The 24,846-nt window shown below is 56.0% G+C and carries 20 protein-coding genes and 2 pseudogenes; 9 read left to right on the plus strand and 13 right to left on the minus strand.

Annotated elements, in window-relative coordinates; translation table 11 throughout:
* Nucleotides 1–28: 28 nt before the first annotated feature.
* Together folB and folK are read left to right on the plus strand one after the other, a co-directional pair.
* Nucleotides 29–382, plus strand: a complete 354-nt coding sequence (folB, locus tag RHM59_RS18995) for a dihydroneopterin aldolase (protein ID WP_322166394.1) — start codon at nt 29–31, stop codon at nt 380–382.
* Entirely contained in the window at nt 373–879 is a 507-nt protein-coding gene (gene folK / locus RHM59_RS19000) for a 2-amino-4-hydroxy-6-hydroxymethyldihydropteridine diphosphokinase (RefSeq protein ID WP_322166393.1), read from the plus strand. The genes folB and folK overlap by 10 nt, the downstream gene beginning before the upstream one ends.
* 89 nt (nt 880–968) lie before the next feature.
* Here folK and RHM59_RS19005 read toward each other — a convergent pair whose 3' ends face one another.
* The 12 genes and pseudogenes from RHM59_RS19005 to RHM59_RS25570 form a co-directional block, all read right to left on the minus strand.
* Nucleotides 969–2,198 carry a multifunctional CCA addition/repair protein gene (locus tag RHM59_RS19005; protein ID WP_322166392.1) on the minus strand — a complete coding sequence of 410 codons (1,230 nt, stop codon included), beginning with the start codon at nt 2,196–2,198 and terminating at the stop codon, nt 969–971.
* A gap of 116 nt (nt 2,199–2,314) precedes the next feature.
* Nucleotides 2,315–3,877, minus strand: coding sequence for a SpoVR family protein (locus RHM59_RS19010; protein ID WP_322166391.1), 1,563 nt, complete (start codon nt 3,875–3,877; stop codon nt 2,315–2,317).
* Nucleotides 3,874–5,145, minus strand: a complete 1,272-nt coding sequence (locus tag RHM59_RS19015; RefSeq protein WP_322166390.1) for a YeaH/YhbH family protein — start codon at nt 5,143–5,145, stop codon at nt 3,874–3,876. Before RHM59_RS19015 ends, RHM59_RS19010 begins: the two co-directional genes overlap by 4 nt.
* Nucleotides 5,146–5,284: 139 nt before the next feature.
* Nucleotides 5,285–7,207, minus strand: coding sequence for a PrkA family serine protein kinase (locus RHM59_RS19020; RefSeq protein ID WP_322171194.1), 1,923 nt, complete (start codon nt 7,205–7,207; stop codon nt 5,285–5,287).
* Nucleotides 7,208–7,486: 279 nt separating this feature from the next.
* Complete coding sequence (gene glpE / locus RHM59_RS19025; protein ID WP_322166389.1) at nt 7,487–7,816, minus strand: thiosulfate sulfurtransferase GlpE; 330 nt, start codon at nt 7,814–7,816, stop codon at nt 7,487–7,489.
* A gap of 36 nt (nt 7,817–7,852) precedes the next feature.
* On the minus strand, nt 7,853–8,734 hold the full coding sequence (locus RHM59_RS19030; protein ID WP_322184707.1) for a symmetrical bis(5'-nucleosyl)-tetraphosphatase: 882 nt from the start codon (nt 8,732–8,734) through the stop codon (nt 7,853–7,855).
* Complete coding sequence (apaG, locus tag RHM59_RS19035; RefSeq protein WP_322166387.1) at nt 8,734–9,114, minus strand: Co2+/Mg2+ efflux protein ApaG; 381 nt, start codon at nt 9,112–9,114, stop codon at nt 8,734–8,736. Before apaG ends, RHM59_RS19030 begins: the two co-directional genes overlap by 1 nt.
* A gap of 145 nt (nt 9,115–9,259) precedes the next feature.
* A complete protein-coding gene (gene rsmA / locus RHM59_RS19040) occupies nt 9,260–10,066 on the minus strand; it encodes a 16S rRNA (adenine(1518)-N(6)/adenine(1519)-N(6))-dimethyltransferase RsmA (RefSeq protein WP_322166386.1) in 807 nt (268 codons plus the stop codon).
* Nucleotides 10,066–11,052 (minus strand): 4-hydroxythreonine-4-phosphate dehydrogenase PdxA, encoded by a 987-nt coding sequence (gene pdxA / locus RHM59_RS19045; RefSeq protein WP_322166385.1) that lies wholly within the window; start codon nt 11,050–11,052, stop codon nt 10,066–10,068. Before pdxA ends, rsmA begins: the two co-directional genes overlap by 1 nt.
* The gene (locus tag RHM59_RS19050; RefSeq protein WP_322166384.1) at nt 11,049–12,389 is read right to left on the minus strand and encodes a peptidylprolyl isomerase; all 1,341 of its coding nucleotides are present in this window, start codon (nt 12,387–12,389) and stop codon (nt 11,049–11,051) included. Before RHM59_RS19050 ends, pdxA begins: the two co-directional genes overlap by 4 nt.
* A pseudogene (locus tag RHM59_RS19055) lies at nt 12,370–14,916 on the minus strand (LPS-assembly protein LptD); the annotation flags it as partial. The pseudogene RHM59_RS19055 and the gene RHM59_RS19050, both read right to left, overlap by 20 nt.
* 71 nt (nt 14,917–14,987) lie before the next feature.
* Nucleotides 14,988–15,183: pseudogene (locus tag RHM59_RS25570) on the minus strand (hypothetical protein); the annotation flags it as partial.
* A gap of 130 nt (nt 15,184–15,313) precedes the next feature.
* On the opposite strand from RHM59_RS25570, the gene RHM59_RS19060 reads away from it, so the two are divergent.
* From RHM59_RS19060 to RHM59_RS19070, 3 genes are read left to right on the plus strand one after another with little or no spacing between them, the layout of a single operon-like run.
* Nucleotides 15,314–16,339, plus strand: coding sequence for an aminoglycoside phosphotransferase family protein (locus RHM59_RS19060; RefSeq protein ID WP_322166382.1), 1,026 nt, complete (start codon nt 15,314–15,316; stop codon nt 16,337–16,339).
* A gap of 19 nt (nt 16,340–16,358) precedes the next feature.
* Entirely contained in the window at nt 16,359–17,027 is a 669-nt protein-coding gene (gene murU / locus RHM59_RS19065; RefSeq protein ID WP_322166381.1) for an N-acetylmuramate alpha-1-phosphate uridylyltransferase MurU, read from the plus strand.
* Nucleotides 17,028–17,795: a TerB family tellurite resistance protein gene (locus RHM59_RS19070; protein ID WP_322285210.1), complete on the plus strand. Its 768-nt coding sequence runs from the start codon at nt 17,028–17,030 to the stop codon at nt 17,793–17,795.
* Nucleotides 17,796–18,106: 311 nt separating this feature from the next.
* On the opposite strand, the gene RHM59_RS19075 is transcribed toward RHM59_RS19070, so the two are convergent.
* The gene (locus tag RHM59_RS19075; RefSeq protein ID WP_322285211.1) at nt 18,107–19,084 is read right to left on the minus strand and encodes an alpha/beta hydrolase family protein; all 978 of its coding nucleotides are present in this window, start codon (nt 19,082–19,084) and stop codon (nt 18,107–18,109) included.
* Between the two features lie 167 nt (nt 19,085–19,251).
* On the opposite strand from RHM59_RS19075, the gene RHM59_RS19080 reads away from it, so the two are divergent.
* The 4 genes from RHM59_RS19080 (at nt 19,252) to RHM59_RS19095 (ending at nt 24,782) form a co-directional block, all read left to right on the plus strand.
* Nucleotides 19,252–21,660: a PAS domain S-box protein gene (locus RHM59_RS19080; RefSeq protein WP_416195101.1), complete on the plus strand. Its 2,409-nt coding sequence runs from the start codon at nt 19,252–19,254 to the stop codon at nt 21,658–21,660.
* On the plus strand, nt 21,657–22,286 hold the full coding sequence (locus tag RHM59_RS19085; protein WP_322166377.1) for a response regulator transcription factor: 630 nt from the start codon (nt 21,657–21,659) through the stop codon (nt 22,284–22,286). The genes RHM59_RS19080 and RHM59_RS19085 overlap by 4 nt, the downstream gene beginning before the upstream one ends.
* 260 nt (nt 22,287–22,546) lie before the next feature.
* Entirely contained in the window at nt 22,547–23,671 is a 1,125-nt protein-coding gene (locus RHM59_RS19090) for an ABC transporter ATP-binding protein (protein ID WP_322166376.1), read from the plus strand.
* Nucleotides 23,672–23,735: 64 nt separating this feature from the next.
* The gene (locus RHM59_RS19095) at nt 23,736–24,782 is read left to right on the plus strand and encodes an ABC transporter substrate-binding protein (RefSeq protein ID WP_322166375.1); all 1,047 of its coding nucleotides are present in this window, start codon (nt 23,736–23,738) and stop codon (nt 24,780–24,782) included.
* The last annotated feature ends 64 nt before the right edge of the window (nt 24,783–24,846 follow it).

A 24,846-nucleotide genomic window follows, 5' to 3' on the forward strand; every position in this document is an offset into this window, starting at 1 on the left:
GCCCTTGTCGTGCAGCGGAGAACAGTGCTTGGACAGAGTTTTTATCGAGGGTCTGGAAGTCGATACGGTCATCGGCGCCTACGACTGGGAGCGTGGCATTCGCCAATGCCTGCGTCTCGACCTGAGCTTCGCCTGGGACAATCGGCCTGCTGCGGCAGGTGATGACCTCAGCAAGGCGCTCGACTACGCCAGCGTTTCAGCGCGAATACAGGCCTTCGCCGAGCAGGCACAATTTCAGTTGGTGGAGACGTTCGCCGAGCGTCTTACTGAGGTGCTGATGAGTGAGTTTCAAATCCCTTGGATGCACCTCAAATTGACCAAGCCCGGCGCCGTTTCGGCAGCGTCTGGTGTGGGCGTGGAGATCGAGCGCGGATGCCGCTAACTCAGATATTCCTTGGCCTCGGTAGCAATATCGAGCGTGAAAAAAACCTGCACGCAGGGCTTGAGGCACTCGACAGTTTTTTGCAGGGCATGACCTGTTCCCCGGTGTTTGAAAGCCAGCCTGTGGGGATCAAAAGCGGTCCATTTTTCAATCTGGTGGTTACGGCGTATACCGATCTGCCGCTGATGGAATTGGACCGTCGTTTGAAATTCATCGAGGCGGACAATGGCCGTTATGCCCCTGAGCGCAAGGGCTTGCCACTGGACATCGACGTGCTGCTTTTTGGTGAGCTGGTCGGCAATTTCGATGGTTTGATTCTGCCTCGTGCGGAAATCCTCAAAAATGCATTTGTGCTATGGCCACTGTCGTTGATAGCGCCGGAGCGTGTGCACCCGGGTGTCAACAAGACGCTAGAGGCGTTGTGGCGAGAGGCGAATATCGACCAGGCATTAGCGCCTGTTTCGTTTGAGTGGCGCGGGCAGCAATTGACCCCCTGATTCGTCTGACAACACCCTGTAGGAACCAACTTGTTGGCGAATAGGCGGCGTTTTGTTTCAAATAAACCGTCTCGCCAAAACGTGGGCTTCTACAGATTTTGAGAGCTTTTGTAGGCTTTGACTGCGTTCAGGCGTTCACGCTTTAGTGCTTCACCCAGCTGCGGCCCTTCAAAACCCTGATCACGCAACGGCTGCGCAGTCACCCTTCGCGCTGCGTCAGCGGCACCGCGCAGATAGTCCGCCTGCGGATAGTCGCGCTGCTCGAACCCCAGGCGACCTCGCGCATCCATCTCGCAGGCGGCAATAAACTCCTCAAAGCGCTGTGGCCGACGGTAGATATCGAAGCTTTGCAGCAGCTCAAGCAAGGTTGAAGCCTTTAGCTCAAGGGCTCGGTGACCATGGGTGTGGTACTGACCGACCAGCAGCGCCAGCTCCTGGCAATCGCGCGGCACTTTGAAGCGGGTGTTCACGGCTTTTATCAGGCGCAGCCCGGTGTGTTCGTGCGCAATATGCCGTGGCCATTCGCTCTCGGGTGTCAGCCCTTTGCCCACGTCATGCAGGAGACAAGCCCAGCGCACGCTCAACGGCTGTTGGTGAGCAGCCGACTGTTCAAGGACGCTAAGAATATGCTCGCCGGTATCGATTTCGGGGTGATGAGCGGCTGGCTGCGGTACGCCGAATAGCGCATCTACCTCAGGAAATAGCACCTCCAGTGCGCCGCATTCGCGCAATACCCGAATGAACACCTGTGGCTGATTTTCCATCAGCGCGCGGGAGATTTCTTTCCAGCTACGCTCCGCCGTCAATGCCTGCAATTCGCCCGACTCACTGAGCTGTCGCATCAGTAACAAGGTGTCGGGCGCTATGGTGAAACCGTCTGGGGCGTAACGTGCTGCGAAGCGAGCGACACGCAGTACCCGCAATGGATCTTCGGCGAATGCCGGAGAAACGTGGCGTAAAATACGGGCTTTTAGGTCTTCTTGGCCGTGGTAAGGGTCAGTTAAATTCCCTTCGCCATCTTCGGCAATCGCGTTAATGGTCAAGTCGCGACGGACTAAGTCTTCTTCAAGTGTGACCTCGGGGCTCGCATGAAAGGTGAAGCCGCCGTAGCCAACGCCGCTTTTGCGTTCAGTGCGGGCGAGGGCGTATTCCTCCCCGGTCTTGGGATGCAAGAACACTGGAAAGTCCGAGCCAACCGGGCGATACCCGCCAGCAAGCATTTCATCGGCAGTGGCCCCGATGACGACCCAGTCAATGTCGGCGACCGCTTTACCGAGAAGGCGATCCCGCACCGCGCCCCCTACTTTATAAATCTGCATAAAAAACCTCCGTAAGCGCGACAGGATAAACCTTTGAGTCGTTACTTACGGAGGCAAAAGTGAAAAGAGCGAGCTACACGCTTGAGGCTTGGCGCCTGAAGCTCGCAACTCAAGTCTTATAGGTGAACGACCGCCAAATCGAGCCGGGGATATTCACTATCGGCGTGTTCGCCTCTCGGTGGGACGTGATGGGTTTTCATGATCTGATCGCCTTGTAACGTCTCCAGGTGAATATCAAAGCCCCATAAGCGGTGCAGGTGTTTGAGCACCTCGTCAGTGGAGTCGCCCAGCGGTTTACGGTCGTGCTGCTGATGACGTAGCGTCAGCGAGCGGTCACCGCGCCGATCAATGCTGTAAATCTGTATGTTAGGTTCGCGATTTCCCAAGTTGTATTGAGCTGCCAAGGTTTCACGAATCGTCTTGTAGCCGGGTTCGTTATGAATGGCCGGAACCAGCAGGTCATCCTTCTGATCGTCGTCCATGATGCTGAACAGCTTGAGGTCGCGAATCACCTTGGGCGACAGGTACTGCAGGATAAAACTCTCGTCCTTGAAGCTGCTCATGGCGAATTTGATCGTGGCCAGCCAATCGCTGCCAGCGATGTCCGGAAACCAGTGCCGGTCTTCATCTGTGGGATGCTCGCAAATGCGTCGAATATCCCGGTACATTGCGAACCCTAGGGTGTAAGGATTGATACCGCTGTAGTAGGGGCTATCGAAGCCGGGCTGATAAACAACGCTGGTGTGCGACGTCAGGAACTCCATCATGAAACCATCGGTGACGAGGCCTTCATCGTAGAGATCATTCATTAGCGTGTAGTGCCAGAAGGTTGCCCAGCCCTCGTTCATGACCTGAGTCTGACGCTGTGGGTAAAAATACTGCGCAATTTTGCGAACGATCCGCACCACTTCACGCTGCCACGGTTCAAGCAGTGGCGCGTGTTTTTCGATGAAATAGAGGATGTTTTCCTGAGGTTCGACGGGGAAGCGAGCATTATCCTTGTCGCTATTTTTATCTGCGCTTTTCGGAATGGTGCGCCACAGATCGTTGATCTGCTTCTGCAAATGTTCCTCACGGTCTTTCTGCCGACGGCGTTCTTCCTCGGCAGAAATCGGATAGGGACGTTTGTATCGGTCAACTCCGTAGTTCATCAGTGCGTGGCAGGAATCCAGTAAATCTTCCACTGCATCAATGCCATGGCGTTCCTCGCACTGCATGATGTACTGCTTGGCGAACACCAGATAATCAATAATCGAACTGGCGTCCGTCCAGGTGCGGAACAGGTAATTGCCCTTGAAGAAGCTGTTATGCCCGTAACAGGCGTGTGCCACCACCAATGCCTGCATGCAGATGGTGTTCTCTTCCATCAAGTAAGCGATGCAGGGATCGGAGTTGATCACGATCTCGTACGCCAGGCCCATTTGGCCTCGGCTGTAGGACTTCTCGGTACTGAGGAAGTGTTTGCCGTAGGACCAATGGTGATAGCCCAGCGGCATGCCGACAGACGCATAAGCGTCCATCATCTGCTCGGCAGTGATCACCTCGATCTGGTTGGGGTAAGTGTCCAGCGCATAACGTTCGGCAATGCGGCTGATTTCCCGGTCGTAGGCCTGGATCAGCTCGAACGTCCATTCTGAACCCGTGGACAGCGGTTGACGCTTCTGCTCTCTAGCGGTCATGTCACTAACCTGCGCTGGAAGAGTTCTCGGAATACCGGATAGATATCACCGGCAGATACCAGCTGTTGCTGGGCAAACGTGTCGGGGAATTCGTCGCTGATACGTTCATATTCGAACCACAGCGCCTGATGTTCGCGTGGGGTAATTTCCACGTAAGTGTAGTACTGCACGAAGGGCATGATCTGCTTGACCAAGATGTCGCGACAGATCGGTGAGTCGTCGTTCCAGTTATCGCCGTCGGAAGCCTGGGCCGCGTAAATGTTCCATTCGTTGGTGGGGTAGCGCTCGGCCATGATTTCCTGCATCAGTTTCAGTGCGCTGGAAACAATGGTGCCGCCGGTTTCTCGTGAGTAAAAAAACTCCTCTTCATCCACTTCGCGGGCGCTGGTGTGGTGGCGAATGAACACGACTTCGATTTTGTCGTAGTTACGCTTGAGGAATAGATACAACAGAATGAAAAAACGTTTAGCGATGTCCTTGGTCGCTTGAGTCATGGAGCCGGAAACATCCATTAGGCAAAACATGACGGCTTTGGAGCTGGGGCTCGGCTGTTTGACCAGCAGGTTGTATTTGAGATCGAAAGTGTCCAGATAAGGGACCCGGTGGATACGGGTTTTCAACCGTTCTATTTCAGCTTCCAAGTCGCGAATATCGCCGAAATTGTCCGGCTCTTCACGCTTCATGCGTTCCAGCTCGGTGATTGATTCACGCAATTTAGCACGGCTGCTGCCAGAGAGTGCGATGCGCCGTGCATGGGCAGACCGCAGGGTGCGGATGATGTTGATGCGCGACGGGTTACCTTCGTTGCTGATGCCCGCCCGCACGGTTTTAAACGTGTCGGTACCGGTTAGGTTGCGCTTTACCAGGTTGGGAAGCTCAAGGTCTTCGAACATGAACTCGAGAAATTCTTCCTGGCTGATCTGGAACACGAACTCATCGGAGCCTTCGCCGGAATTGCTCGCCTTGCCAGGCCCTTTCCCGCCACCGCCACCTTGAGGCCTGGCAATGTGCTCGCCGGTGGTAAATTCTTTATTGCCGGGGTGGACAACGGTTTGTTTGCCGCCGCGACCATGATGCAGAACCGGTTCATCGATATCCCGACCGGGGATGCTGATTTGTTCGCCGTGTTCCATGTCGGTGATGGAACGGCGGCTGACGGCTTCTTCGACTGCTTTTTTAATGTGATCACGGTAACGCCGCAGGAAGCGCTGGCGGTTCACCGTGCTTTTATTCTTGCCATTGAGACGTCGGTCGATCACATAACTCATACGTGGCCCTCCGGGCAGCATTAAGTTACAAGCTTCAAGCTGCGAGCTGGAAGCTTAAAGACAAGCGGTCAACCGCAATGACCGCAAGCACGCCCGCATGCGCGTGCCTGTGGCTTGCAAGGTGTCGCTTGCCGCTGCCTTACTGCGATTTCCTGACCCGCAAATACCACTCAGACAACAGCCGTACCTGTTTGTCGGTGTAGCCACGCTCGACCATCCGAGTAACGAAATCGTTGTGCTTTTGCTGATCCTCTTTGCTGGCCTTGGCGTTGAAGCTGATGACCGGCAGCAGATCCTCCGTGTTCGAGAACATTTTCTTCTCGATGACGACCCGCAATTTTTCGTAGCTGAGCCAGGTAGGATTTTTGCCGTTGTTATTGGCGCGGGCACGCAGCACGAAGTTAACGATCTCGTTGCGGAAATCCTTCGGATTACTAATGCCAGCCGGTTTCTCGATTTTTTCCAGCTCCTCGTTCAGCGCAACTCGGTTAAGAATTTCACCGGTTTCAGGATCACGATATTCCTGATCCTGAATCCAGAAGTCTGCATAAAGCACGTAGCGGTCAAAAATGTTTTGTCCGTATTCGCTGTAGGACTCCAGGTATGCGGTCTGGATTTCCTTGCCGATGAACTCGATGTACCGCGGCGCCAAATACTCTTTGATAAAGCGCAGGTACCGCTCACGGGTCTCGGCCTGGAACTGTTCCTGCTCAATTTGTTGTTCCAGTACGTACAGCAGATGCACGGGGTTGGCCGCGATTTCGTGCGGATCGAAGTTAAAGACTTTCGACAAAATCTTGAACGCGAAGCGCGTTGACAGGCCATTCATGCCTTCATCCACGCCTGCGTTGTCGCGGTACTCCTGAATCGATTTGGCCTTCGGATCAGTGTCTTTCAGGTTTTCGCCATCGTAAACGCGCATCTTCGAATAGATGTTCGAGTTCTCAGGCTCCTTGAGACGTGACAGCGTGGTGAATTGCGCGAGCATCTTCAGGGTGTCGGGCGCGCAGTGGGCTTTGGCCAGGGAGCTGTTGAAGAGCAGCTTGTCATAAATTTTAATTTCATCACTGACCCGTACGCAGTACGGCACTTTGACGATGTAAATCCGGTCAATGAAGGCTTCGTTGTTCTTGTTATTGCGGAAACTGTGCCATTCCGATTCGTTGGAGTGGGCCAACAGGATGCCGGTGAACGGGATCGACCCGAGCCCTTCGGTGCTGTTGTAGTTACCTTCTTGGGTGGCGGTAAGCAGAGGGTGCAAGACCTTAATCGGCGCCTTGAACATTTCGACGAATTCCATCAGGCCTTGGTTAGCCCGGCAGAGTGCGCCCGAGTAGCTGTAAGCGTCGGCGTCGTTTTGTGGGAATTCTTCCAATTTGCGAATATCGACCTTACCGACCAACGCAGAAATATCCTGGTTGTTTTCATCGCCGGGTTCGGTTTTCGCTACGGCAATTTGATTCAAAATCGATGGGTACAGTTTGACCACTTTGAATTGGCTGATGTCGCCCCCGAACTCAGCCAGACGTTTGGTCGCCCACGGCGACATGATCGTACTGAGGTAGCGTCGGGGAATACCGAAATCCTCTTCGAGGATCTCGCCATCTTCGGTGGCATTGAACAAGCCCAACGGAGATTCAAATACCGGAGAACCCTTGATGGCGTAGAACGGTACTTTTTCGATCAGCTGTTTGAGTTTTTCTGCCAGCGAGGACTTACCGCCGCCCACCGGGCCGAGCAGATAGAGGATTTGTTTCTTCTCCTCCAGGCCCTGAGCAGCGTGGCGGAAGTAAGAGACGATCTGGTCAATGCACTCTTCCATGCCATGGAAGTCTTCGAACGCTGGGTAGCGACGAATCACTTTATTGGAAAAGATGCGCGACAGCCGAGAGTTGGCCGACGTATCGAGCAACTCGGGTTCACCAATGGCCAGCAGAAGACGTTCTGCCGCAGAGGCGTAGGCACTACGATCACTTTTGCAAAGCTCAAGATACTCCTGCAGCGAGAGCTCTTCTTGACGTGTTGATTCGAAGCGTTGTTGGAAGTGGCTAAAAATACTCATGACGTCACCTCGCTCGATACGTTGAGCCGGCGGCGGATCGTCAGTCGATGCTGGCATGCAGCTGAAAACTCCAGCTGCCATTTACCCCCCAGAACACCATAAAGTTACCACCGATGACCCGCGCGCCGGTGTACCGGCTCTCCCCTGATTCGGATGGCCTAGGCTAAGGATAGTTCGGAATCACAGACATCCACGAGTATTGATTGATTAGTCGGGCTAACCGTTCGTCCGTTTGCTCGCGAGCCCGCTCAGGGCGCGGGATCGGCGGGGATAAAAAAATTATTCCAACGTGCCCTGAGCGGTTTCGTCCGGGTAGGTGTTTCGCCACAATTCAAAACCGCCATCCATGCTGTAAACGTCAGAGAAACCTTGACCGACTAGGTAGGCGGCGGCGCTTTGACTAGAGTTGCCGTGATAGCAGACCACAACCAGCGGTTTATCCAGATCTGCCTTGGCGATGAAGTCGGCGATGGAATGGTTGTCCAGATGCTGCGCGCCAGGAATGTGATTGGCCGCGAAGGTTTGTTGATCGCGGACGTCGACCAGCACTGCGCCGTCTTCAAGCAGCGAGTGGGCTTGTGCAGGGGGGATACGTTTGAATTCGGTCATGGCCGGGGCTCCTGAGGACTGCGCAAGAAGTGGATTCTAACCCTTGCTAATAATGTGTAGACCAACACGCTTTGATGACACGGGATTGGCATCGGCCAGCCCTTTCGCGTCGCACTCGCAGCTATGGCGCTCTAGCGTGTCGACGTTAAGCAGCGTCATTGCGCCGCCCCAGACACACCCGGTGTCGAGGGCAAATAGACCGGGCTCGGTGCATTTACCTTCAAGTGCTGCCCAATGGCCAAAAATTATTTTCTGGCCGCGGGTCTTGCGTTCTTGGTGGCTGAACCAAGGGGCATAACCTGGAAGAGCGGTACCGACACCTTCCTTGGTTTTAAGGTCGAGGGTGCCGTCGCTGGTGCAAAAGCGCATGCGGGTGAAATAGTTGGTGATGACCCGTAGGCGAGTTATGCCTTGTAAGCTGGGCTGCCATTTAGCGGGTTCATTGCCGTACATACCATCGAGAAACGGCTCGTACAGGTTGTCATCGCGCAGAGCGGTTTCAACTTCTTGGGCATACGAGAGGGCTTTGCTCAGCGTCCATTGCGGCGCAATACCCGCGTGAACCATCGCAATTTTACGGACCGGGTCGTAATGCATCAGTTTCTGTTGGCGCAGCCATTCAAGTAACGGAGTGCGGTCCGGCGCTTCGAGCACTTCGCGCAACGTGTCATTCTTTTTTAGCCGCTCGATGTTGTGAGCGGCAGCCAGCAAATGCAGATCGTGGTTACCCAAAACGCATACCAGCGAATCGCGCATGCCGTAGAGGAAACGCAAGGTCTCCAGCGACGCCGGGCCACGGTTGACCAAATCCCCTACCAGCCAGAGGCGATCCTTGCTCGGATCAAAGGCAACGTGTTCAAGCAAACACTGCAGCGGTTCCAGACAACCTTGTAGGTCGCCGACGGCATACACCGCCATCAGTGCAGGGCGCCGGGCATGGCGAGGCGGAAGGGTGCAATTACGGCGTCGAAGCGCTTGCCGTCTTCGGCCAGCATTTGATAACTGCCCTGCATATTGCCGACTTTGGTCATCATGACGGTGCCGCTGCTGTAGGTATGGCTGTGCCCGGATTTGATCAGGGGTTGCTGACCGACTACGCCATCGCCACGAACCTCCTCGACATGACCGTCACCGTCGGTGATTACCCAATGCCGTGAAAGCAACTTGGCCGGTAACTCTCCGCTGTTGTGCACGGTGACTGTGTACGCGAACGCGAAACGATTTTGCTCGGGTTGCGACTGCTCTACGAGAAAGCGCGTAATGACGCTGACGTCGACTTGATAGCGAGGATCGGACATGCAATGGGCCCTAAAAGCAAAAGCGGAAAAAGCCGGACAATACCGGAGAAATTCAGTTTAGGGCATTCTCGGCATAAATAGCCGAGATAAAAAACCATCCTTACTAGCAATGTGCCTGTGAATGGTCTCCAAGACGCCTTGGACTCTACTCTGCGATAGGTTGATCGCTCAGTTTGTCCGCCAGGCGGACGAACGCTGCAAGGTCCAGTTGTTCAGGCCGCAGGCTGCCGTCGACGCCGGCAGCAATGATCTCGTCATTGGTAAGCAGCGCTTTGAGGGTGTTGCGCAGGGTTTTGCGGCGCTGATTGAAGGCTTCGCGGACAACGCGTTCAAGGGCACGGTGATCCTTTGCCGGGTGCGGCAAGACTTCATGAGGCACTAGGCGAACAATGGCCGAGTCGACTTTCGGCGGCGGATTGAATGCGCCGGGCCCGACGTTGAACAGGTGTTCAACTCGGCAATGGTACTGAACCATGATCGACAAGCGGCCGTAATCACCACCGCCAGGACCCGCGGCCATGCGCTGGACCACTTCCTTTTGCAACATGAAATGCATGTCGCGGATCAAACCTGCGTTTTGCAGCAGTAGAAAGATGAGAGGTGTCGAGATGTTGTACGGGAGGTTACCCACCACGCGCAGGCTACTGGGTGCTGCATTCAGGCTGGTAAAGTCGAACTTCAACGCATCGCCCTGATGCAAATGAAAGTTGGGCTTGCTGCCGAATTGATGAATCAGGATCGGGATTAAGTCCTTGTCCAGCTCAACCACGTCCAGTTGCGCCCCGCTGCTCAGCAGGCCTTCGGTCAGAGCGCCTTGGCCCGGACCAATCTCCAGTAAACGGTCTTCCGGTTTAGCACGAATGGCTCGCAGGATTTTGTCGATCACGCCAGCGTCATGCAGGAAGTTTTGTCCAAAACGCTTGCGCGCCTTGTGTTGAAATAACTCGGTCATTAATGAGTCTCGGCCATCTGATAGGCGGTTTCCAGGGCGACTTTCAGGCTGCCGGTATCGATCTTGCCACTGCCAGCCAGATCCAATGCGGTGCCATGATCCACCGACGTGCGGATGATCGGCAGGCCGAGGGTCACGTTGACGGCGGCGCCAAAACCTTTGTACTTCAGTACAGGCAAACCTTGGTCGTGGTACATCGCCAGCACTGCATCGCAGTGCTCCAGATATTTGGGGGTAAACAGAGTGTCGGCAGGTAATGGACCCCGTAAATTCAGGCCCTCGCCGCGCAGGCGCTCCAAGGTAGGTTCGATAATGTCGATTTCTTCACGGCCCAGGTGACCGCCTTCCCCTGCATGGGGGTTAAGACCGCAGACCAGAATACGCGGTTGGGCGATGCCGAACTTATTGACCAGATCGGCATGCAGGATTCGTGTGACCCGCTCGAGGCGCTCGGAGGTGATTGCGTCGGCGACATCGCGCAACGGCAGGTGGGTCGTCACCAACGCAACGCGCAAGTCACCGGTGGCGAGCATCATCACGACCTGTTCGGTGTGAGTCAGCTCGGCCAGGAACTCGGTATGGCCTGAAAAAGCGATCCCGGATTCGTTGATCACACCCTTGTGTACCGGAGCAGTAATCATCCCGGCAAAGTCGCCATTGATGCAGCCTTGTCCGGCGCGGGTCAAGGTTTGCAGCACGAACGCTGCGTTGGCCTTGTTCAGCTCTCCGGTGACAACGGTTGCATTCAGCGGGGTGTCCCATACATACAGGCTGCCAGCCGGGGCGGGCAGGTCAGGCCAGGCATCAGGCGTTACCCGCAATAAATTGACAGCCACACCCAGTTGCACGGCCCGCTCGATGAGTAGGTCGTGGCTGGTAATGGCAATCAGGGGGTGCGGCTGAGGTTGCGAGGCGAGCAACAGGCACAGGTCTGGACCTATGCCGGCCGGCTCGCCGGGTGTCAGAGCGAAGCGCTTTGCTTTCACTTTGTGACCTGGTCAGCCTGGTCGGGCTGATCAGCAGCAGGAAGCTTGATTTCAACGTAGGCTTCGTCACGAATCTGACGCAGCCAGGTTTGCAGCTCTTCATCATATTTACGGTTGCGCAGCGCTGTCTTCGCTTGCTCTTCACGCGCTTCTGTACTGCTGTCGGTAGCGCGACGGCCAAGGACTTCCAGGATGTGCCAGCCGTAAGCAGACTTGAACGGTTTGGACAACACGCCTACCGGGCTGTCGGCCATGACGGCGCGGAATTCCGGTACCAATTGGTTCGGGTCGACCCAGTTCAGGTCACCACCGTTGAGTGCCGAGCCCGGATCTTCAGAGAAGCTTTTGGCCAGCTCACCAAAGTCTTCGCCATTTTTGATGCGCTCATACAGACGCTCGGCGAGGCGATGGGTCTCGTCTTCGCTACGAATTTCGCTCGGCTTGATCAGGATGTGGCGAACATGAACTTCGTCTTTCATCTGTGCTTGACCCTGGCCACCGCGTTTTTCCATCAGTTTCAAAATAATAAAACCGCCGGGAGTGCGCGTGGGCTGAGTGATATCGCCAATCGCCATGTTGCTGAGCATGGTGTCGAAGGGTGGTGGCAGTTGAGCGCCTTTGCGCCAGCCCATATCACCGCCGTCCAAGGCGTTATCGCTTTTGGATTTGGCGATGGCCAGTTGGCTGAAGTCAGCGCCTTGTTTGAGCTGCTGGTAAATATCCTGAGCTTGACGGGCCGCAGCCTGGATGGCGTCCGAAGAGGCACTGTCCGGGGTGGCGACCAAGATGTTGGCGAGGTGATATTCCTCGGACATTTGCATCTTGCCCATGTCGGAAGCGAGGAAGTTTTTCACTTCTTGCTCTGACACTTGGATACGTTCAGCCACACGACGTTGACGTACGCGGCTAATGATCATTTCCCTACGAATCTGGTCACGAGCGTTGTTATAAGACAAGCCGTCGTGGGTCAGGGCTGCGCGGAATTGATCCACCGACATGTTGTTACGCTGGGCGATAGTGCCTACTGCCTGATTCAACTCTTCGTCGGTGATCCGAATACCGGAGCGATCGCCGATTTGCAGCTGCAGGTTCTCAACGATCAGGCGTTCCAACACTTGCGAATCCAGCACGTTCGCTGGAGGCACACCGCCGCCACGTTTGGCGATGGTTTGCTGTACTTCCTTGACACGTTCGTCCAGTTGGCTCTGCATGATCACGTCGTTATCGACGATGGCCACGACCTTGTCGAGGGACCGCACCTCGGCGTGCGCCGAGGTGCCCAGGAGTAACGCGCCCAACATCAGTGGGCGCAGACAGTTAGAAAGCTTGGTCTTCACGTTCACGATAACCTTGGATGCCTTTGTCGAGGAAGCTTTCAACTTTTTGGCCAACAACACCGCCAAGTCCTTTCAGCACGACTTGTAAGAAGATGCCGTGGTCGCCTTTTTCGTTCTGAGTGATGTCCTGGCTGAATTCGTTGTAGTCAACCCAGTAGCGGTCGATCAAACGCAGTTTCCAGCAGCAGTTGTCATATTCAAAACCACCAAAGGCTTCAAGCGTACGGCTGCGGTTGTAGTCGAACTGCCAGCGGCTGATTACGTTCCACTGCGGAGCAACCGGCCAGATGACCGAGAAGTCATGCTGCTGAATCTTGTAGTAATCCTTGATGTAACCCGGTTGCCCTGGTGTGCCGAGATCCCCACCGCCCACTTTCCACGTACCGGTGTTCTGGTCGTAGCGAATCTGGTCGTTGCGATAGCGATAGCCGATGTTAACAACCTTGTTTGGGTTGTCTTCAGGTTGGTAGTGCATCATCGCACTGCCAGAACGGGTTTTTTTGCTGTCCGGATCCCAGTTGAAATCGGATGTTGCACGCCAGTCGTGGTTGAAGCGGTAAGCGTACTCAAGGGCGTAAGGTGAACGGCCGGCTGTAGAGTCCGCGCGAGTGGCGTAATCGATGCCCGGCAATTGTACCTTGCGATCCTTGAAGTACACCGCTTCACCGATACTGAAGGTCTGGCGTTCAAAGCCGTTGTCTTCAATCCATCGGTTAGTGATACCCAGGGACAGTTTGTTCTCGTCGCCGATGCGGTCGGTACCCACGAAACGGTTGTCGCGGAACAGTGATCCGTAGTTGAACGTCGTTTCACCCGAGTCGAAAATCGGGATGTCACTCTGATCTTTGTACGGCACGTTCAGGTAGAACAGGCGAGGTTCCAGGGTCTGGCGATAGTTTTTACCAAACCATTGGGTATTTCTGTCGAAGTACAGACCACTGTCAACGCTGAAGACCGGAATGCTACGGTCAATAGAGCTATTGAACTGGCCACTCAAGTACTTAGTGTTCGCTGCTGCAGCGGCCGTTTGGCCATCGATAATCTGTTGCTGGCCTAGACCGCTTAAATTCAGATCATATTTGGTATACACGTACTTGAGCTTCGGCGTGATAAAGCCGTAAGTCCAGCTCATCGGCAGGCTCATGGACGGCGCAAGGTTCAGACGGTCGCCTTCTGCTCGAGCGAGGCCAAAAACGTTGTTATCTAGTCGAGATGTGCCGAAACCATCTTTGTCGAAATAGTCACCGTTTTGCAGGTTTCGTTCAAACCGCACGGCTTCTGTTTCATACGCAAAATCCAATCCGCTTGGGTGATAAGGCAGCGCACCATTAAAGGTAATCTGCGGCAGACGGTTATACGGCGTGATGTCGGAAACACTGGCCAGCTTGTAACCCTGCAGGTTCAAGCGAGCGGTGTAGTTATCACCACGCCAGTTCACTGCACCTTGCTGGTTGATGTAGTCGCGCTTCTCGACACCAATGACATCGCTTTGCAGATCCTGGAAGTAGTACGGATCGCTGATGTCGGTGTAATCGACGTCAGTAGTCAAGCGAGAGTTAAGACCGCTTTTCTCCTGAACATGGACCATCCAACGCGTGTCTTTGGCGTCAGTCTGCAGCTTACGATCATTGTCCTGGTCGTTGAGGAACGCGCCCCCAATCGTGCCTTCGCTCGACTTGGTGAGGTAGCGGAACTCGCCTTCGAGCATTGTGCCGCGCTTGGTCATGAAGCGCGGATACAACGTGGCATCGTAATTCGGCGCCAGGTTGAAGTAGTACGGCGTGACCAACATTGCGCCTGAATTACCACCACTTGAAACGGACGGTGGCAGGAAACCTGACTGGCGACGGCTATCGATCGGGAAGTAGATATACGGGGTGTAGAACACCGGTACGTCGTGGACCCGCAGTGTGGCGTTGGTCGCTGTACCGAAGCCGGTGGCCGGGTTCAGCGTGATGTTATTGCCCTTGATTTCCCAAGCGTTGCTGTTGGGTTCGCAGGTGGTGTAAGTACCGTCCTTGAGGCGGATGATCGCGTTCTCGGCACGCTTGGCGTACAGAGCGCTACCGCGCACGTTGGACTTGTGCATCACGTATTCGGCGTTGTCGATTTGGGCTTCACCCGTATCGAGCTGAATCTGAGCGTGGTCGCCGACTATCAAGGCACCGTTTTGACGCAAACGGACATCGCCGTTCAGTTCGCCACGGTTTTCTGCTTGATACAGGCTGGCTTCTTGGGACTGGACCTGCATGCTGCCCTGACGCAATACAACGTCACCGGCCAGCGTCGCGACCTGAGCTTCCTGCTCATAACGAGAGGCTTTGGCACCGACAAACATCGGCGCGTCGCTCATTTTCGTCTTGTCGTTCATGCCAGGACGGATCGGCTCGACGTACGCACCCGAGCAATAAGGGCCGGTTTCAGCCAATTGCGCAGGGGTCAGTTTTTCTCGAGGAACCCAATCGAGGTGGCTGTAGTCAGCACTGCGCGACTTCAAACCATAGCCTTTGGCTTCGGTAACAAGCGTGATGGGGGCTTTTTCGCCACCCGTTGAGCCGCCGTCCGGAGGGCTTTGGCCGTTCGTACTGATACCGTCCACGCTATGCACGGGGCGCGGTGGCAGCTGAACAGCGTTCACTTTCGGCGCGCAATCCCAGGTGCCCGAAGCAGAGACTGAGCAGTCATACTGTTCCGCGGCAACCACGAATTGGGTGGCTAAAGGTTGCATCGCCAGCAAACTGCCGGTTATGAGCAACGGAAATTTTTTACGAAACGCGTGGGATTTCAATGCCATCTTATTAATCCGGGCTTCCTGCGCGCCATCGGCCTCGCGGGGGGGCCGCACGCCTCTCGATGGGCTGAAAAAGATGTCGGATAATAAAGCATGACCCGCTTGACGGCTAGCGCCGTCGGAGACCCTTGTAATGCCAGATCAAGATGTACGCCTGCAACACCTGAAAGTTTGGCTCGATGAGCAGTTGCCAGCGCTGTTTACAGCTCAAGGTTGGGGCGCCGTACCCCCGGCCACGTTGACTGCGGCCAGTAGTGACGCCAGTTTTCGACGGTATTTCCGTTGGGAGGGTGCCGGACGAACTTTTATTGTCATGGATGCTCCTCCTCCCCAGGAAAACTGCAAACCGTTCGTGGATATCGCCGATTTATTAAGTAAATCAGGAATTAATGTTCCGAAAATTTATGCCGAAGACCTTAGGCGCGGCTTTCTTTTGCTCAACGACCTGGGTCGCAAGACCTATCTCGATGTGATCAATGCGCAAAATGCAGACGAATTGTTCGCCGATGCATTCGACACGTTGTTGGCCTATCAGCAGTTGCCCATGGACGCGCCGCTGCCCAGTTATGACGTTGCATTGCTGCGTCGCGAGCTTGAGTTGTTTCCTCAATGGTACGTAAAGCGTCATCTGGGAATCGAAATGGACGTGGCGCAGTTGGCGTTGTGGCAACGAGCCAGCGACTGCTTGATCGACAGTGCATTAGCGCAGCCCAAGGTATTGGTGCACCGCGACTACATGCCACGCAATTTGATGTTGAGTGAACCTAATCCCGGCGTGCTGGATTTTCAGGACGCGGTCTATGGGCCGGTCACTTACGATGTGACGTGTCTGTTCAAGGATGCATTTCTGAGTTGGCCCGAGGAGCGGGTGCAGGGGTGGCTGCTGAAGTATTGGCAGGACGCGTCGAAGGTGGGTATTCCGGTGCAAGAAACGTTTGAGGAATTTCTGCGGGCCAGCGATTTGATGGGCGTGCAGCGGCATTTGAAGGTGATCGGTATTTTTGCGCGTATTTGCCACCGTGACGGCAAACCCCGCTACCTGGCCGATGTGCCCCGTTTCTTTGCTTATATAGAAGCGGTCCTGGCACGACGACCGGAGTTGGCTGAGCTGGGAGCGCTGTTGGCAAGCCTGCGTCAACCCGTTGGAGCTGTTGTATGAAGATGAAGGTATTGAACGCATGAAGGCGATGATTCTCGCCGCGGGCAAGGGCGAACGCCTACGCCCGCTGACCCTGCATACGCCCAAGCCGTTGGTGCGTGCCGGGGATGTGCCATTGATTGAATACCACCTGCGGGCCTTGCACGCGGCGGGTTTTACCGAGGTTGTGATAAACCATGCCTGGCTCGGCCAGCAGATCGAGGACTGCCTCGGCGACGGGGAGCGGTTCGGACTGAGCATTAGCTATTCGCCAGAAGGCGAGCCGTTGGAAACCGGAGGCGGGATTTTTCGCGCCTTGCCCTTGCTCGGCGACAAGCCGTTTTTGGTCGTCAACGGCGACATCTGGACCGATTACGACTTTGTGAAGTTGCATCGTCCCATTGCCGGATTGGCGCACTTGGTGCTCGTGGACAATCCCGCACATCACTTGTCCGGGGATTTTGCGCTGGTGGAAGGCCGAGTTGAGCCCAGTCAGACCGCTCCGAGGTTAACCTACAGTGGCATGGCCATTCTGCATCCGCAGCTCTTCGATGGTTGCGAGGCGGGGGCTTTCAAGTTGGCGCCTTTGTTGCGATCGGCCATGGCCCATGACTTGGTCTCGGGTGAGCATTTCCTCGGCCGCTGGGTTGATGTCGGAACCCATGAACGCCTTGCCGAAGTTGAGCGATTGCTTGCGGTGAGTCGCTAGATGCTGTGGCCAAGTACCGTGATCGGTGCGGGTGCCGGGTTTGCCATTGCCAGTATTCCGGGAGCGCTGCTCGGTGCGCTGCTCGGTCAGGCGTTGGACCGACGTTTGGCGCTGCACAGTTGGGCCCATTTGCGTCAGCGCCTAGGGGGCCGCGCTGTACCCCGTGATGACGAGCTGCTGTTCATTCTGCTCGGTCGTTTGGCGAAGAACGATGGTCGGGTTGTCGATGGTCACATCCAGCAGGCGCGCGAAGAAATGCGTCGAATGGACTTGAGTGAACCGGCTCAGCAGCGTGCAATTCTAGCGTTCAATCGCGGCAAAAAAGGACGTGACCGGCTACGCAGCTATTTGCGCCGACTGAAAACCCAGCCGCATGCGGCCGAAGGATTATTGCGTGCGTGCTGGCGCATGGCCTGGGCCGACGGCAAGGTTTCGCGGGAGGAGCGCGAGTTGATTGTGCTGTGGGGCAAGTGGCTAGGCTGGACGGCAATAAAAGTTCAAGCACTGGCCAGCGAATACGACCCGCTGAAAAAGCCGCTCGCCGTCAGCGTTGACGTTTATCAAGAAGCGTTGCGTTTGCTGGGCGTGGAGGCGGATGCGGAGCCTGCTCAGATCAAGCATGCTTACAGACGCCTACTCAGTCGCCATCATCCCGACAAAGCTGCAGGCAATGGTGCCGATGTTGTGCAGGTAAGAGAGGCGACCGACAGAACTCAAGAGTTGCACCAGGCCTATACCTTGATTCGTGAGCGGCGGGACTTTCGGTAGGGAACACAAGCCATCGTAGATACTGTGGGAGCAGGCTTGCCTGCGAAGAGGCCGGTAATCGCGCCGCTGATGTCGACCTGAAACCTGGGTCGCCCGCATTGACGCTTTCGTTGGCAAGCCTACTTGTATGTTTAGACTTGAAGGGGTGGGTGGGACACAAGGCCAAACATCCGTTCGCAGCCTTCGGCAGCTCCTAAAAAAATCCGTGCAGCGTCAAAACGGCGGGACCGAATTTATCGGGAAGGCTTCAGTTCTGACACGGGGCAAACAGTGCGGCGTCGAATGCGTGACCCAGGGAACTGGGTGCCCAGTTATTTAGGCTCCAACCATCCCCGAACGCGGCGGAACAGTTGTTCCTGTTGTGCTGCGTTATCTCCCGGCAGTGTGGTCAGGGCTACTTGGGTATAGTTGATGTTTTTCGAGCGTTTGCTCGCCTGTAGGCGTTGCTGCGCGGCATCAAGGTTTTGCGCGAAATCCTTGTAGACGAAATCAGCGGTTTTGACTTTGAGCGTGGTCGCCAACTCGCTCAAAGATGGCTTGGCGTTCAGAGGCTCTTGCGCTGAGACCAATATCAGTTTTTGTATCAGCGGCGAAGGCCGTTCACCCAAGAAACGGGCAGCCCAATAAGCCCCGCTGCCATGCCCGAGCAACACAATGCTGCGCGCTTTTTGCTGTTGTGCGTACGCGACGCCACTTTCGATGCGGGCGAAAATCCGCTCTGCTTCGGCCTTGGCCTGCTCATCCGCCGCCGCCGCACGGGCCACGCTCGCAGCCGCATCGGCTTCGGCAGTGTTCTCGGGTTCCGCACTTTTTGGCGCTGCGACCACTTTGGCGTCTTTAGCCGGTGCCGTAGCTACGGTCTCCTCAACCCGCGGCAAACTGCCGCTGTTTGGCGCATCTGGCAGTGTGAGGCTTAAGCTACCCCAGCCTTCATCAGGAAATCTGCGTCGCAATGGGCCGACTACTTGGGGCCAATCGGCTGACTCGTCTGCACCGGGGATGATAATCACCGCGCCCTTGGGCTGATCGATGTTGGCCGGTTTCCACAAGGCTAGAAAAGTCTCGTCACCCGCTTGTAATTGCTGCACCTCTGCTGGCGGAAGTTGCCGTTGCAGGGCTGCCGCGTCCTCCTGGCTGCGCTCAAGCAGCAGTTGACGTTCCGGCGGCGGCGCGGTTTTAGTGGCCGAATCTTTGTCGGGTGCTGGACTAGCCGCCATCACGGGCAGAGCGCACGGTAGAATCAGCGCCAAGCACAATGTAGGAAGCGATGCGCGAAAGGTGTAGGACATCGGATATTCCAGGCCAGAAACGTGCTGGCAGCCTAATGGGTTGATCAGCGTTTGTCAGGCGTTTGGGCGGTACCGCAGCAAGGCAGTAATTCATGGAGCAATGGAATGACACGTTTATGATTCGATTGATGCGCGCTTGGTGGGTGGGCCGACGCTTTTTTTACGTTATGAGTCTACTCATGACGGGCCTGCCGTTTCTGGTTCATGCCGCGCCCCCGCCGGTTGCGGCCGCTGCGGTATTGAGCCCGGAGCAACGTGCCTGGCTCGATCAGCGAGGTCAGTTGCGCATTGGGCTGGTGTTGCAAGCGCCCTATGCCCAGGTGGATAAACGACTGCAGTTATTGTCCGGTGCCAACGTCGACCTGATGAAGGCGCTGGAAAAAACCTTGCAGGTAGAATTGCTGTGGCGCAATTACCCCGATCAAGCGGCGCTGGATGCTGCGCTCGAACAAGGTGCTGTCGATCTGGCGCCCGGTTTGACTCAAACGCCTGCTGGTTTGCGGTTGTGGCTGTTTTCCGACCCTTACATGCGCGTGCCGAATCTGATCGTGGGTGAGCGCAGCGGCGGGGGCGGGGTCGATCTGGAAAAACTCGACAACCGTGATCGGGTGGCAGTACGAATGCCCAGCCTGGTAGCCGACTATCTGCGCAGCACCTACACCCATCTCAACCTGCAGGGTGTTCCGCAGGAGCGTCAAGCGTTGCAGTTGCTGCTGAGCCAACAGGCCAAATACGCCGTAGTCGACGAGGCGCAGCTAAGCCGGCTGTCAGTCGAACCGGATTTTATCGGGCTCGCGGTGGTGGGTGACATTGGCTTGCCCCAGTTGTTGCGCGTCGCGTCGCGTAAAGACTGGCCAGAGTTGGCGGGCATTGTTACGGCCGCCCTGCATGCGATCCCAGCCCGTGACCTTGAACAACTTCACTCGCGCTGGATGCAGCCTAAATACCCACGGTTGAGCGAGTCTCCCGGCTTTTGGCAAAACCTGACGTTGCTGGTAACCGTCCTGTTCCTCGCCTGCTTTGCGATTGTCATCTGGCAGCGTCGTCAGCAACACGCATTGGAGCACAGCCTTGGCGCCGCCCGTGAAGACATCGCACGGCGTCAAGCCAGCGAAAAAGCCCTTCGCTTGACGCAGTTTTCCATCGACCAAAGCACCGTTGGCATTCTTTGGGTCAATTGGGACAGCCATGTGCGCTACGCCAATCATGCCGCCGAGGCGATGCTGGGGTATGCCGTGGGCGGAGTTGTTGATCGGCCGCTGATCGATTTCGAACCCGGTCTACACATGGACCGTTGGCTGAACCTGTGGAAGCGCGCTCGCTCCACCGAAGAAAGCCCGCAGAGCTTTGAAACCAACTGCATCTGCGCCGACGGCAGCTTTTTGCCGGTTGATGTCTCTCTCAGCTTTATGCGCTTCAGGGACGCCGAATATTTGGTCGTATTCCTCACCGATGTCACCGATCGACGACGTGCCGTGGCGGCGCTGCAGGAAAGCGAAGCTCGGTTGCAGGGCATCGCGGCTAACGTGCCGGGGCTGGTATTTCGCCTGGAGCGCGCTCAAGTCGGCGGCGAACCGGAATTCGCCTACATTAGCGAGGGCAGTGAAACCCTAGTGGGTTATGCACCCGCTGCATTGCGTGACCCAAGCATGGGATTGCGCAGTTTGGTGCACCCCGATGACCGGGTCGGTTACCACGTGGTGCAAGATCAATCCTTGGACAGCGACAGCGATTGGTCCTGGCAGGGGCGGATTCTGACCCGGGAGGGTGACGAGCGTTGGGCGGAAATCAAGGCCATCGCTCGCCGCCTGGACGATGACCGGATGGTGTGGGATGGCATTGTTTGGGACATTACCGACAGCAAGCTTATCGAGTTGCAGTTGGCCAGCTCCCGCGAGCAGTTGCGCGAGTTGTCGGCGCACTTGGAAAGTGTGCGCGAAGAAGAGAAGGCGAGGATTGCCCGTGAAGTGCATGACGAGCTCGGGCAGATGCTGACCGTGCTCAAGCTGGAAACCTCCATGTGCGAATTGGCCTACGCTGACCTTGATCCTGGCCTGCATGACCGACTGAACAGCATGAAGCGGCTGATATCCCAGCTGTTCCAGTTGGTGCGCGACGTGGCCACCGCATTGCGTCCGCCGATTCTCGACGCAGGCATCGCGTCAGCCATTGAGTGGCAAGCGCGACGGTTCGAAGCCCGAACCCAGATTCCCTGCCTGGTAGAGGTCCCGGACAACCTGCCGGCGCTGAGCGATGCCAAGGCCATCGGCTTGTTTCGTATTCTTCAGGAAGCGCTGACGAACGTGATGCGACATGCCGAGGCACACACGGTTGAGCTGAGCCTGACGCTGGAAGATGGCGTGTTGTGCATGACCGTCGCCGACGATGGGCGCGGTTTTGTACCTGAGCAGGGTAGGCCGACCTCGTTTGGCGTGGTGGGTATGCGAGAGCGGGTGCTGATGCTGGGCGGCACATTGCAGCTAGAGAGCGAGTCGGGTGAGGGCACAACCTTGCGCGCCTATATTCCGCTGGCCGTTGAATTATCTAAAACCGTTGGGCAGGAGCGAGAACAGTGATCCGTGTATTAGTAGCCGAAGACCATGCCATCGTCCGCGAAGGGCTCAAACAGCTGATCGGGTTGGCGAAGGACTTGGTGGTCGTGGGCGAGGCCAGCAACGGCGAACAGTTGTTGGAAGCTTTGCGCCATGTGGAATGCGAAGTGGTGCTGCTGGATATTTCAATGCCCGGCGTCAACGGCCTCGAAGCCATCCCACGGATCCGTGCGCTCAACAATCCGCCGGCGATTTTGGTGCTGTCGATGCACGATGAAGCACAGATGGCGGCGCGAGCACTGAAAGTTGGTGCTGCCGGTTATGCCACCAAAGACAGCGACCCCGCGTTGCTGCTGACGGCCATTCGCCGGGTCGCTGCCGGTGGGCGATACATCGATCCAGACCTTGCGGACCGCATGGTCTTCGAAGTCGGCCTGACCGATAACCGACCGTTGCACTCGTTATTGTCGGAGCGCGAGTTCTCAGTGTTCGAACGTTTAGCCCAAGGCGCCAACGTCAATGACATCGCCCAGCAACTGGCCCTGAGCAGCAAAACCATCAGCACCCACAAAGCGCGGTTGATGCAGAAGCTGCACATCACGTCGTTGGCTGATTTGGTGAAATATGCGCTGGAGCATAAGTTGTTGTAACTGGGGGGCATGTCTAAAAACGACCCTTAAAGGTGCTAGCGCTTTTCTGCAGGAGTTAACTTGTTTGCGAGAGGACCTGCCTGAGACAAGGCTAAACACTCGCCAACAAGTTGGCTCCTACAGGTGCCCGCGAGTAGACATGCTTATTTGCGCCATCACTGTAGGGCAATCCCTACAGCAATCTCTCTTGCTCGCCGATTTGCCGGAACTACAGCCTGATCTAGTCTTGACCCACGGCAGACAAAACAAAGGTGTGGGTAATGAGCGACGTCGATTCAAGCGCTGGGTTGAGTGATGTTCTGGTCAGCTTCCGTGGAGTACAGAAAAGCTACGACGGCGAAAACCTGATCGTCAAAGACCTCAATCTGGAAATTCGTAAAGGCGAGTTCCTCACGCTGCTCGGGCCTTCCGGGTCCGGCAAAACCACCAGCCTGATGATGTTGGCTGGTTTTGAAACGCCCACTGCGGGCGAAATCAAACTGGCGGGGCGTGCGATCAACAACGTTCCGCCACACAAACGCGACATCGGCATGGTGTTCCAGAACTACGCGCTGTTTCCACACATGACGGTTTCGGAGAACCTCGCGTTCCCGTTGTCGGTGCGTGGATTTAACAAGTCTGATCTGAGTGATCGGGTCAAGCGCGCCTTGAGCATGGTCCAACTCGACGCCTTCGCCCATCGTTACCCGGCGCAGCTTTCCGGTGGTCAACAACAGCGTGTCGCGTTGGCCCGTGCGTTGGTGTTTGAACCGCAGTTGGTGCTGATGGATGAGCCGTTGGGTGCCTTGGATAAGCAACTGCGTGAACACATGCAGATGGAAATCAAGCACCTTCACCAGCGTCTCGGCGTCACCGTGGTTTACGTGACCCACGACCAAGGCGAAGCGCTGACCATGTCGGACCGGGTGGCGGTATTCCATCAGGGTGAAATCCAGCAAATCGCACCGCCCCGCACGCTCTATGAAGAGCCGAAAAACACTTTTGTTGCTAACTTCATTGGCGAAAACAATCGGCTCAACGGCCACTTGGTCAGCCGTTCCGGTGATCGCTGCGTCGTGACCCTGGCCCGTGGCGAGAAGGTCGAAGCGTTGGCGGTCAATGTCGGCGAAATCGGTGATCCGGTGACCTTGTCGGTGCGCCCTGAGCGTGTCCGCGTGAACGGCCACAGTGAAAACTGCGTAAACCGATTCTCTGGCCGCGTCGCGGAATTCATTTATCTGGGCGACCACGTTCGTGTGCGTTTGGAAGTTGCAGGAAAAACAGACTTCTTCGTTAAGCAGCCAGTCGCGGAACTCGATCCGGGGCTGACTGTGGGCGATGTTGTGCCAATTGGATGGCAGATCGAGCACGTTCGCGCACTCGATCCTTTGCTGGAAGCGCTTTAACTGTCAGAGGCGAATGAATCGCCCCAGGTATAACCAACACTGCACACTGTGGAGAGAACAATAAATGCTTAAATCTTTGAAGTTCACCGCTATTACGCTAGGCATGATGTGCGCGGCCAATGCCATGGCGGCAGGACCGGATCTGACCGTTATTTCCTTTGGTGGTGCCAACAAGGACGCCCAGGTAAAAGCCTTCTACGCTCCGTGGGAAAAGGCCGGTAACGGCAAGATCATTGCGGGTGAATACAACGGCGAGCAGGCCAAGATCAAAACCATGGTCGACACCAAAAGTGTGTCCTGGGACTTGGTAGAAGTCGAATCGCCTGAGCTGTCGCTTGGTTGTGACGAAGGCTTGTACGAAGATATCGATCCGGCCAGCCTTCCAGGCAAGAAATCAGACTACGTGCCAGGCGCTATTCAGACCTGCGGCGTAGGCTTCTTCGTATGGTCTACCGTGTTGGCTTACAACGCTGACAAACTGACCACCGCGCCAACCAGCTGGGCCGATTTCTGGGACACCAAGAAATTCCCAGGCAAGCGTGGCCTGCGTAAGGGCGCCAAGTACACCCTTGAATTCGCTCTGATGGCAGACGGTGTTGCACCGAAAGACGTCTACAAAGTGCTGGCTGGTAAAGACGGTCAGGACCGCGCGTTCAAAAAGCTCGACGAACTCAAGCCTTCCATCCAATGGTGGGAAGCCGGCGCTCAACCGCCACAGTTCCTCAAGTCGGGTGACGTGGTCATGAGCTCGGCCTACAACGGCCGTATCGCTGCAGTGCAAAAAGAAAGCAACCTGAAAGTGGTGTGGAACGGCGGCGTCTACGATTTCGATTCATGGGCGATTCCAAAAGGCCTGGAGAAATCCCGTGCCGATGCGGCAAGAAAGTTCCTCGCTTACTCGCTTAGCCCGGAACAGCAGAAGACCTTTTCCGAAAACATTGCCTACGGCCCGGCCAACACCACCGCCGTACCGCTGTTGGACAAAGGCATTCTGAAAGATATGCCGACCACCCCGGAAAACATCAAGGACCAAGTGCAAATCAACGTCGCCTTCTGGGCTGACAACGGTGAGCAACTGGAGCAGCGTTTCACTGCGTGGGCTGCCAAGTAAGCAGTTTGCGTTGAGTTAGATCCAGGTGCGGTCCCTCCCTCGCAAGGTGGAGGGCCGCATCCAT

The sequence above is a fragment of the Pseudomonas sp. MH10 genome, from assembly GCF_034353045.1.
Taxonomy (GTDB): Bacteria; Pseudomonadota; Gammaproteobacteria; order Pseudomonadales; family Pseudomonadaceae; genus Aquipseudomonas.

Coding starts and splice junctions, on each gene's coding strand:
- RHM59_RS19060 (WP_322166382.1), top strand. CDS start 15,314: ATGCCAGATCAAGATGTACGCCTGCAACACCTGAAAGTTTGGCTCGAT.
- glpE (WP_322166389.1), bottom strand. CDS start 7,816: ATGACCGAATTCAAACGTATCCCCCCTGCACAAGCCCACTCGCTGCTT.
- murU (WP_322166381.1), top strand. CDS start 16,359: ATGAAGGCGATGATTCTCGCCGCGGGCAAGGGCGAACGCCTACGCCCG.
- RHM59_RS19075 (WP_322285211.1), bottom strand. CDS start 19,084: ATGTCCTACACCTTTCGCGCATCGCTTCCTACATTGTGCTTGGCGCTG.
- RHM59_RS19080 (WP_416195101.1), top strand. CDS start 19,252: ATGAGTCTACTCATGACGGGCCTGCCGTTTCTGGTTCATGCCGCGCCC.
- apaG (WP_322166387.1), bottom strand. CDS start 9,114: ATGTCCGATCCTCGCTATCAAGTCGACGTCAGCGTCATTACGCGCTTT.
- RHM59_RS19010 (WP_322166391.1), bottom strand. CDS start 3,877: ATGACCGCTAGAGAGCAGAAGCGTCAACCGCTGTCCACGGGTTCAGAA.
- RHM59_RS19020 (WP_322171194.1), bottom strand. CDS start 7,207: ATGAGTATTTTTAGCCACTTCCAACAACGCTTCGAATCAACACGTCAA.
- RHM59_RS19015 (WP_322166390.1), bottom strand. CDS start 5,145: ATGAGTTATGTGATCGACCGACGTCTCAATGGCAAGAATAAAAGCACG.
- RHM59_RS19030 (WP_322184707.1), bottom strand. CDS start 8,734: ATGGCGGTGTATGCCGTCGGCGACCTACAAGGTTGTCTGGAACCGCTG.
- folK (WP_322166393.1), top strand. CDS start 373: ATGCCGCTAACTCAGATATTCCTTGGCCTCGGTAGCAATATCGAGCGT.
- rsmA (WP_322166386.1), bottom strand. CDS start 10,066: ATGACCGAGTTATTTCAACACAAGGCGCGCAAGCGTTTTGGACAAAAC.
- RHM59_RS19095 (WP_322166375.1), top strand. CDS start 23,736: ATGCTTAAATCTTTGAAGTTCACCGCTATTACGCTAGGCATGATGTGC.
- RHM59_RS19070 (WP_322285210.1), top strand. CDS start 17,028: ATGCTGTGGCCAAGTACCGTGATCGGTGCGGGTGCCGGGTTTGCCATT.
- RHM59_RS19090 (WP_322166376.1), top strand. CDS start 22,547: ATGAGCGACGTCGATTCAAGCGCTGGGTTGAGTGATGTTCTGGTCAGC.
- RHM59_RS19005 (WP_322166392.1), bottom strand. CDS start 2,198: ATGCAGATTTATAAAGTAGGGGGCGCGGTGCGGGATCGCCTTCTCGGT.